The sequence below is a fragment of the uncultured Virgibacillus sp. genome (genome assembly GCF_947495635.1).
Taxonomy (GTDB): Bacteria; Bacillota; Bacilli; order Bacillales; family Amphibacillaceae; genus Virgibacillus; species Virgibacillus salarius.
Map to the genome: position 1 here is coordinate 44,980 of NZ_CANMAB010000005.1, position 10,176 is coordinate 55,155.

At 38.2% G+C, this 10,176-nt stretch carries 8 protein-coding genes; all 8 read right to left on the reverse strand.

The annotated features are described in order from the left end of the window. Positions 1 to 18 precede the first annotated feature (18 nt). Complete coding sequence (locus Q1A47_RS02360) at positions 19 to 1,761, reverse strand: adenine deaminase C-terminal domain-containing protein (RefSeq protein WP_026682840.1); 1,743 nt, start codon at positions 1,759 to 1,761, stop codon at positions 19 to 21. Positions 1,762 to 2,271: 510 nt separating this feature from the next. Continuing rightward, positions 2,272 to 3,162: a D-alanyl-D-alanine carboxypeptidase family protein gene (locus Q1A47_RS02365; RefSeq protein WP_121604632.1), complete on the reverse strand. Its 891-nt coding sequence runs from the start codon at positions 3,160 to 3,162 to the stop codon at positions 2,272 to 2,274. Between the two features lie 106 nt (positions 3,163 to 3,268). Continuing rightward, positions 3,269 to 4,366: a sensor histidine kinase KdpD gene (locus Q1A47_RS02370; RefSeq protein ID WP_121604631.1), complete on the reverse strand. Its 1,098-nt coding sequence runs from the start codon at positions 4,364 to 4,366 to the stop codon at positions 3,269 to 3,271. Next, the gene (locus Q1A47_RS02375; protein ID WP_026682843.1) at positions 4,359 to 5,054 is read right to left on the reverse strand and encodes a response regulator transcription factor; all 696 of its coding nucleotides are present in this window, start codon (positions 5,052 to 5,054) and stop codon (positions 4,359 to 4,361) included. Before Q1A47_RS02375 ends, Q1A47_RS02370 begins: the two co-directional genes overlap by 8 nt. 702 nt (positions 5,055 to 5,756) lie before the next feature. Continuing rightward, entirely contained in the window at positions 5,757 to 7,016 is a 1,260-nt protein-coding gene (purD, locus tag Q1A47_RS02380; RefSeq protein WP_121604630.1) for a phosphoribosylamine--glycine ligase, read from the reverse strand. 17 nt (positions 7,017 to 7,033) lie between these two features. After that, on the reverse strand, positions 7,034 to 8,566 hold the full coding sequence (gene purH / locus Q1A47_RS02385) for a bifunctional phosphoribosylaminoimidazolecarboxamide formyltransferase/IMP cyclohydrolase (protein WP_166530070.1): 1,533 nt from the start codon (positions 8,564 to 8,566) through the stop codon (positions 7,034 to 7,036). A gap of 2 nt (positions 8,567 to 8,568) precedes the next feature. Further along, complete coding sequence (purN, locus tag Q1A47_RS02390) at positions 8,569 to 9,138, reverse strand: phosphoribosylglycinamide formyltransferase (protein ID WP_026682846.1); 570 nt, start codon at positions 9,136 to 9,138, stop codon at positions 8,569 to 8,571. Continuing rightward, a complete protein-coding gene (purM, locus tag Q1A47_RS02395; protein ID WP_166530071.1) occupies positions 9,135 to 10,151 on the reverse strand; it encodes a phosphoribosylformylglycinamidine cyclo-ligase in 1,017 nt (338 codons plus the stop codon). The genes purN and purM overlap by 4 nt, the downstream gene beginning before the upstream one ends. Positions 10,152 to 10,176: the final 25 nt, after the last annotated feature.

Below are 10,176 nucleotides of genomic sequence, written 5' to 3' on the forward strand. Positions count from 1 at the left end.
ATAGTATTATATTATACGCTAACACATCGTTGCCGGGAATAGAACTTCTTTTTTCTTCACATCGATAATTCCTTGTTGTGTAATTCGTATATAAGGTAGATGTGTTGACGCAAGAAAGAAGATGGAATATACCGGATCTTGAAATGGATAGCCAAAATCCTGTAAATAATCCTTTAATTCTTTCTCCTTTTCAATAAGCTCTTTCATATCTCCATCAAACATCATACCACTTAGAGAAAGCGGAATTTCTAAAAGGATCTTCCCTTGATGGACGAGGACAATACCTCCACCCATTTCTTTTATCCGTTTCCCCGCAAGTATAATATCTTGTTTATCCTTACCAATGAACACAAAGTCTCCAGTTGTTGAATACGAGCTGGCAAGTGCACCTAATTTACTAGTAAATCCGCGTAATGTTGTATTAACTCGCCACTTTCCTTTTCTGTCCAGCATTAATAAAAAGGCCTCATTTGTTTGCTCAGGAAGTCTATCGACCGTTATATCGATTTCAATTGGATAAGGCTTCATAATGACATCATTCACCATTTCTAAACCAATTGGAACGGAAAATTGCAGTTCATTTTTTCCTAGTTCCCAATCTAAATTCAACGGTTTAAGTCCGTATGCTTGCCAATCAATTTTTTGGTGAACGGTTTCTTCCGCTCCATTTTTTACAATCCATTTTCCTTTAGCAAGGACACTTTCTGGATGCGGATTATCCTTTGCATATAAGATATTAATATGAGCAAGCCGACCAGGCGCAATACTTCCCAATTGTTCTTCCATGCGAAGATGCTTAGCAGCGTTAAAGCTCCCCATCAGATATGCCTCCTCCAATGGAATACCTTTTTTGATAGCAATATCAATACAGACATTCATTAAGCCATCTTCATAAAATCCAGGTGTAGCTCCATCCGTTGTCATCGTTAAATGATCAAATGACTTTAGGTCAAGCGCAATCAGCTCTGCTAGTATCCTTGGCAAGTCTGGTCGAATGGAGGAGTAGCGTAAACCAACTTGATACCCTAGCTGTAAACGCCGGATTACTTCTTCTCCTGTCATCGATTCATGGTCTGCATTAATTCCTAATAATTTCATTTTCGTTAATGTCCGTTCAGACGCACCCGGAAAATGCCCTTCAACCGGCTTTCCATGTCGCTTCGTCTCTTGTATCCAGTAAAGTAGCCGATCATCCCCAGCTAATAGTTCTGGCCATGCGGTTAATTCGCCACCCTGTAAAACGGCTGGATGCTTAATCCATTCTAAGACGTCTTCCGTACGAAAGATATCATCTTGCTGCTGCATTTCAGTTTGAGCGTCAAACCTTGCCCACCAATACATTGACACAGGTAGCTTACGAAATTCATCCAATATAGAAAACGCTTTCTTTTTTTGCAACAAAAAAAGCCATAACAGGTTATCATTTACTAATGTCGTTGTACCAGTCCTTCCAGCATGTTTTGCCAATTGTTCTGGATTATACAGTTGGAATGGATGTGCGTGTGGCTCGATATAACCTGGCACTGCATACTTTCCCTGACAGTCATAAACTTCCGTACGGTTCATATTTTTAGGAGTTTTGTCTCCAACATATACGATCCGATCCTCATCGATCCAAATGTTCGCTTGTAACCATTGTTTTGTATACGCATTTAAATACGTGCAATTTGTTAAAACTAATGTCGGTGACGACGCTTCATCAATCACTCGAACATGTTGCCTAATTTCTCTATTTCTCCAGTGATATCCGTTATTTTGCATGGTTAAACAACTCTCTCCATCTTAATATTTCTTTTTCATTTCCTAACCGTATACCTTCTGTAAAGATATAAATACTGTTAACAGCTAACTTTATCCGTAACAACCAAATCCCTTCGTAGTTGCTTAGCTAAACCCTGTTCGGCAGGGAAGCATAAGTGAACTCATGACTTACAAACCTCTAGCTTACTTGAATAAAGTGGGAGGCTTACTGCGGATAAAAAAGATCTAAGCCGATATTTTCCTTTATTTTACCATATTTTTTGCTTTCTCACTGTAATGTTTTTGTAAACTAAAGTGAAATTTTTGTGAAGACAGGAATGGCACTTTTCAAGTGTTACTAACTCTAGGTAACGATCACAGTAAACAGTAATAGATAAATTTTCAGTAGGGATTCTTCATTAATAGTTATATGCGGGATAATTCGAGTTTAACTGATTCTTTCAGGATATTAAAAAGACTAAACCAACACTAGATTTAGCCATTGTATCAAATTTATCTCTATCCATTCTGCTATATTTGAGTACCGCTATCCATATTCTGCTTTATTGTCACAATTACTCCATCCATATTATTACCTGAGATAGTATATTCACTATCGGCTGGTACCAATATTTTTGGATGGTCTTCTGAAACAGGAAAGAAGCAAATTAGGAATTTCTCCCCTTGGTATGTTGTTGCTATTTGCTTTTCTTTCTTTAAATAAGTTAAATACTCTTCCAATACGAGATTCTTTTCATACATAATTGCACTATGAGGTAGACCAACATAACGTAAATGCCATGGCTCATATTCAATACCTGTAATATGCACTTTAGCTTTAGGATAGCGAAGTACAAACCCAAATTTCCAAGCGTTTTTTTGTATCCAAGCTCCCTCCGCTGCATATTTAATACTTTCCTTCGTAGATCCAACATCTAGAGCCAATCCTAAATTATGCTCACTATAACCTGGTGGTAAAGCATAATCTTTTCCCTTTTCCTCGTATAACACTTTTTGTTCCTCTTGGTCTCTAAAAGCACTACTTAATAAAAAGTTATGCACATTATCCTTTTGGGCAGCTTCAACCATGTCCGAGAATTTTCTAGCTACTTTTTCGGATAAACGTAGATCTTGATGGAGCAATCCATAATTTGCGATTAATTCTCGATGGTTAATTAATTGGATCATATCTTTTTTAATATATCGTTCCTTTACAGGAAATTCATCATTAACTAATAATAATTCACCCTGATACATTTCTTCCTTATTTATTTCTTTTTCTTGTAAATCAAATTGTTCCAAATTGATATTTTCCTTTGGAACCATATTTGGTTTATCTTCATTTAATACGGATACAGGGGTAATATATACCATGCCTATTACAATAGATAAAAACAACAATATGAAAAACCACTTCTTCATGTAGAACTTTCCCTCCTTGATTTCTTCTCTCTATACACATCTTAGGAAAATATCTTTAATAAAAAAGTGGGTAAAATCTTAAATATTTCTTAACTAATTCTGTTTCTTACTCATCATCACTGCTAGTAAGACGAACTTCAAATACGGTTTGCTTCAAATTACTCTTTGCAGTGATTGTGCCGTTATGTTGCTCTATTATATTCTTTGCTATAAATAAGCCCAGTCCGCTTTTATTTTTTTGCATCGTTCGTGATTTATCTCCTGTATAAAACATATCAAATATATGTGGTAAATCTTCATCTGCTATGATACTTCCATAATTAATAACTTGGATAATAGCTTCCTGATTTTCTTGAAAAGCACGAATATCAATAAATTCCCCATCGGACCCATACCGATTGGCATTTGTTAGTAAATTTTCAAATACACGAGCTAGTAAATCACCATCCCCTAAAGTCATCAAATTAGATTGGATATCCTGTCGTAAATGTAGAGAACTTTTTTCAAAAATTGGATACATTTCTTCTGCTAATTGATAAAGTAAAGCAGATATATTAATTTTTGTTTTTTCAATAGAATACATATGGTCATTCATTTTTGTTATCTCAAATAATTCATCTAACAGTCTCTCTAAGCGTTGCGATTTATTAAATGCAATTTTTAAGAAATGCATCTTTTCTTCTTCACCAAGTGTTTTATCCTTTAAGATAATTTCTATATATCCTAAAACAGAGGTGAGCGGTGTTCGTAGATCATGTGCTAAATTCACAATTAAATGATCCTTACTACTTTCTAAGAACTCCCCCTTTTCAATTGCTTCTTTCAGTCTAGCACTAGTCCGATTAATATCGTTTGCTATATCATTAAATTCATCTTTAGACGATAGCTTGACCTGGTAATCAAAATCACCTTGAGCTAATTGCCGAATACCTTTTGAGATTTTATTGAAATACGTTGTATATGGCTTCATTAACATATAGAAAAACAAAAAGGAAAACACAATGAATATGAAAAGAAAGACATATACATCACCAATCGTTCGAATAAATTCACGAATAGCATGCCCAGTGCTACCATAATCAACTGTAGAATAATACTGCTTCGCAAGCATGATAATGAGATATGTTAAAAGACCTGATAATAAACTACTTAAAGCAAACATACCAATTATTTTTGCGCGAAAACTTCTCAACCATTTAACCATCAAATGTGTAGCCAACCCCCCATACCGTTTTTATAAACTTATTCTTTCTTTTATCTTCTTTTAACTTTTTTCGTAATGTTCTTATATGAACCATCACTGTATTCGCACCATCATAATAGGTATCTCCCCAAACGATTTGCATAATCTTGTCAACACTATAAACCTTTCTCGGATGCTTTGCTAATAAATATAGAATCTCAAATTCTTTACGGGTTAATTCAACTTTTTCATTTAATAGATAAACTACATGCTCTTCCTTAGAAATAGTTAGTTCACCAAACTCCATATTGGCTGTTGACATTAATTTGGTTTCATTTAATTTTTTGTATCTTCTTAACTGTGCTTGAACGCGTGCCATAAGCTCCATTGGGGAGAATGGTTTAATCATATAGTCGTCACCACCAATAACAAGCCCCTGCACTTTATCGAATTCAGAGGTCTTGGCACTCAAAAAAATAATAGGCATATTATGTTTCTCTCTTATCAGCCTTGTTACTTCATACCCATCCATTTCTGGCATCATAATATCTAGAATCACTAAATCGATAGATTGCTGATCAATCACTTTCATAGCTTCTTTTCCGTTATAAACTTTATGGACTTTATATCCTTCCTTCTCTAAATGAATAGCTAATAAATCAGCTATCTCTTTTTCGTCGTCTGCAACGACAATTGAGGCATCGTTCATGTCAGATTCACCACTTTTCTTCTAGCATTACCCTTAAACCAATTTATCTTTCTTTATATTTTACACGTGCTATCATAAAACACAATTACTATTAATTTGCTTCAGATTGCTCATTGTTCCACCTTTTTATAATCACTAAATATTTCATGGTAAGTCATATATAAAAGCATCCTTGCATGCCCTTCCAAGATAAAAGGGGATTCAAGAGCAAAAGTGCAAGCGCCCGATTAGAAGCGTAGCGACTGGATCGAGTCAACGGAGATAAAGGAATCTCGATGTGGTTCGGAGCCATAATGGCTTTGATTAGGGCGATTCGTGAAGTCGCCTTGTTTCTGGGCGCTGGACGGTGGGTCCACACGTCCAGATTTATCAAGATGGGCAAATTTTATAATTTCCTTAATTTCCCTGACTATAAAAAAACAGCTACCATCCTATAAGGAGAGTAGCTGGTTTTCCTAATATTATCATCTGTCATATAAAATGAAACTTCAATCCGTTTGGGGGTTGTTTATCCCCCAATTTAGTACCACGGATATGACCTAAAGGCCTTTAAACCTATCGGACATTTACTGGCAGACAATCCCACACTTTACCCATATTGGTTTCCTCTATTGTTTGATCTAACAATTGAGTAGCTGTTTAACAAACAATATTTCTATCCACTAGCTGAATACTCTCCAAAAATATAGGGAAGTACCGTTTTTATGCTTGCTTCATTTCAATTTTTGCAATATCGGTTCGATAAAAGAATCCACCATCCTTCTTTACGCTAGCAAATGCGGTATATGCATTTCTCGCTGCTTCTTCTATCGAGGCTGCAGTTGATCCAGCCAACAGCACACGCCCTCCATCCGAGACAAACACGCCGTCTGCTTGTTTTGTCCCTGCATGAGCGATAAAAGCACGTTCTGTATGCAGCGTAGGTAATTCAACCCCTTTTTGGTAAGCACCTGGATATCCTTCAGAGGCTAAAACAACTCCAACGCAAGCTTTGTTATGCCATTGAAGCTCTGGGTTTCTACCTGCTAGGACATCGAGAACTACTTGAACAAGATCATTTTTTAATAATGGTAGTACAACCTGTGTTTCCGGATCACCAAACCGGGTATTAAACTCAATTACTTTAGGTCCATCTTCTGTATTCATTAAACCCGCATAAAGAATTCCCGTAAAGGCTCTACCTTCTTCTATTAAACCGTCCACTGTTTTCTGTAAAATATGCGTATATGAAAAATCAATATCTGCTTGAGTGAGGTCTGGTACTGGTGAAAAAGCCCCCATCCCCCCTGTATTTGGGCCGTGATCCTGATCATATGCCCGCTTATGATCTCTTGCAGGTACCATTGGATATACCTGATTTTCATGGACAAACGCCATTAGGGAAAATTCTTCCCCTTGAAGAAACTCCTCTATCACAATGGTAGATCCCGCCTCATCAAAGGTTTTTTCTACAAGCATCTCTTCTACAGCAGTAAACGCTTGCTCCTTTGTTTCGGCAACAATAACGCCTTTCCCTGCAGCCAAGCCGTCTGCCTTTATAACAATTGGCGCTCCCTTTTCTGCGATATAGGCTTTTGCTTGTTCAACAGATGTAAAGGACTGATAGGCAGCAGTTGGTATGTCGTATGCTTGCATAAATTGTTTTGCAAATTGCTTACTTCCCTCTAATAATGCCGCTTCTTTCGTCGGTGCAAAAATAGCTAAACCAGCTTCATTAAATTTGTTAGCAATTCCCGCATTCAATGGATTTTCTGGTCCAATGATTGTTAAATCAATCGCTTCCTCTTTTGCAAATGCTAGAAGTCCATCTATATCTAACTCATCAATTGGTATACACGTTGCTTGCTCAGCAATCCCACCGTTTCCAGGGGCTGCATAAATCGCGGAAACACGTTCACTTTCAGCCACTTTCATAATGATGCTATGTTCACGTCCACCTCGACCAACTACTAAAATCTTCATGAAATATCCCCTTCCATTTAATGTTTAAAATGGCGCATCCCTGTATATACCATTGCAATACCGTACTCATTACACACATCAATGGAGTCCTGATCACGCTTAGAACCACCAGGTTGAATAATTGCAGTTATTCCAGCTTTTGCTGCAGCCTCCACCGTATCCGGCATTGGAAAGAATGCATCTGAAGCCATCACTGCACCTTGCGCATGTTCAGCAGCCTGTTCGATAGCAATGCTGGCTGCACCAATTCGATTCATTTGACCAGCTCCAACTCCCACTGTTCGTTTTTCCTTCGCTAAAACAATCGCATTCGATTTCACATGCTTAACAGCCTTCCAAGCAAATAATAAGTCTGCCAGCTCCTTCTCTGTCGGTTCACGAGTAGTAGCAATCGTTAGTTCATCCGGATTAATACGACCGTTATCCTTCGTTTGGATAAGCATGCCACCGTTTACAGATGTAAATGTATGACCTACTTCCTCCGCTGGCTCCACATGGAGTTTTAGCAATCGGATATTTTTTTTCACGGTTAATAAAGCAAGTGCTTCCTCTGTATATCCTGGAGCAATTACAATTTCTAAGAAAATTTTGCTTAGCTTTTCTGCTGTAAGTTGATCGATGACTTGGTTACATGCCACGATTCCTCCAAAAATGGAGATTGGATCTGCGTCGTATGCACGTTGAAAGGCAGTATCAATCGTATGAGCTACTCCTATTCCACAGGGGTTCATATGTTTTACAGCTACTGCCGCTGGTTCCGTATATTCTGCAAGTATTTCTAATGCGGCATTCGCATCTTGAATATTATTATAAGATAATTCCTTGCCATGAAGCTGTTCTGCGGTTGCTAAACTTCCCTTAACAGGAATCGATCGTTTATAAAATGCAGCGGATTGATGTGGATTTTCCCCATAACGAAGCGTCTGAGCCTTTTCATACGTAATCGTATAGGTTTCTGGAAAATCCTCACCTGTTTCTTCTGTAAAATAACGCGCAATAAGTGCATCATAATTTGCTGTATGTCGGAAAACCTTTGCAGCCAATTGTTGCCTTTGGTCAACCGTCAACGTATCCTGTTTAATGGCCTGTAATACTTGATTATAATCACTTGGATCAACAACTACCGCCACATCCTTATAATTTTTAGCAGCGGATCTTAGCATGGTAGGACCACCGATATCGATATTTTCAATGATCTCTTCCTTGGTTACGCCTTGTTTTTCTAATGTTTGTTTAAATGGATACAGATTAACAATGACGTAATCTATTGGAGAAATCTCGTTTTCTTCCAGCTGGTTTTGATGCTCTTCATTATCTCGTTTTGCCAGTAATCCTCCATGGATAAACGGATGCAATGTTTTAACACGTCCATTTAATATTTCAGGGAAGCCAGTAATCTGCTCTACAGCAATTGTTGGCACGCCTGCCTCTTGTAAAGCTTGAAGTGTCCCACCTGTAGAAACGGTTTCTACTCCAGCTTCATGAAGTCCTTTAGCAAATTCAATAATGCCTTCTTTATTCGATACACTGATTAATGCACGTTTTTTCATAATTACCCCTCATTCTGTAAAAGTTGATTAATGACCTGTGGATATAATTGATGTTCCACCTGATGAATACGTTCTTCTAACTCCTCTAATGTAGCTGCAGCATCGATATATACTTCCTGCTGTTGAATCATTGGTCCTGTATCAATGCCTTCATCAACAAAATGAACCGTTACCCCTGTTTTTGTTACGCCAGCTTCAAACGCTTGCTTGATAGCATCCTTACCTGGAAATGCCGGCAATAACGATGGATGTATATTAACGATTTTGCCACGATAAGCAGTGAGCAGCTCAGAACCAACAATTCGCATATAGCCAGCTAGAAATACCCAACTAACAGAAGCCGCCTTTAGCCTATCCGTAATTTCTTGCTCATATGCCTGCTTCGAAGAATAGGATTTTGGGTCAAAAATGAATGTCGCAACTCCATTCGCCTTTGCCTTCTGTATGACTGGAGCATCATGCTTATCGCAAACGAGAAGTACAATGTCACAGGCTAAGCTTTTTGTCTCCATTAATGCTTGAAAATTACTACCTGTACCTGATGCAAATACAGCTACTTTAATACGGCTCATGAACAAAAATGCACTCCTTCTTCCGGAATAACTTTTCCAATCACTGTTGGTAGTTCTCCTTGTATTTCCAATAAACGGAGCACATCACGGACATTCTCTGCTGCAACAACAATAGCCATACCTATTCCCATATTAAATATCCCGTACATGTCTTCTTCGTTGATCTTCCCTTGCGCTTGTAAAAATGGGAAGATTTCTGGCGGCTCCCAAGTGTTACGGTCTATCTCTGCACCTAAACCAGTCGGTAGCATACGTGGGAGGTTTTCATAGAAACCACCGCCCGTTATATGAGAAATCCCCTTTATCTTTCCAGAATCTAGCACGTTTTTCATTGATGTAGCATAAATCCTCGTTGGTGTCAGTAATGATTCTCCTAGGGAGCAACTCAACCCGTAGGTGTTATGAAAATCAAGATCGGCTACAAGCTTACGGACTAATGAGTAGCCATTCGAATGAATGCCGCTAGAGGGAAGACCTATGATGACATCATCTGCTTGAATTGCTTCTCCAGTTACGAGCTTAGACTTTTCAGCAATACCAACAGCAAATCCCGCCAAGTCATACTCACCATCTTGATACATCCCAGGCATTTCAGCAGTCTCACCGCCAATTAAGGAAGCATTCGCCTGAACACAGCCTTCGGCAATCCCCGATACTATTTGTTCCATCTGAACTGGTTCGTTTTTGCCACAAGCAATATAGTCAAGAAAAAATAACGGCTTTGCACCCTGAGCAATAATATCATTTACACACATAGCGACAAGATCTATTCCTACAGAATCATGCTTATTTAATTCAAATGCTAGCTTTAGCTTTGTTCCAACACCATCTGTACCTGATACTAAAACTGGCTCCTCGTAAGCAAAAGAAGTAAGGTCAAACAAACCCCCAAACGAACCAATACCACCAAGTACCTCGGGGCGAGTCGTACGTTGAATATGTTTTTTCATTCTTTCTACGGCTTCATAGCCCTTTTCTACATCTACCCCTGCATCTTTATATACTTCTGACATGAACGCCACTTCCTCTATGGTTTAA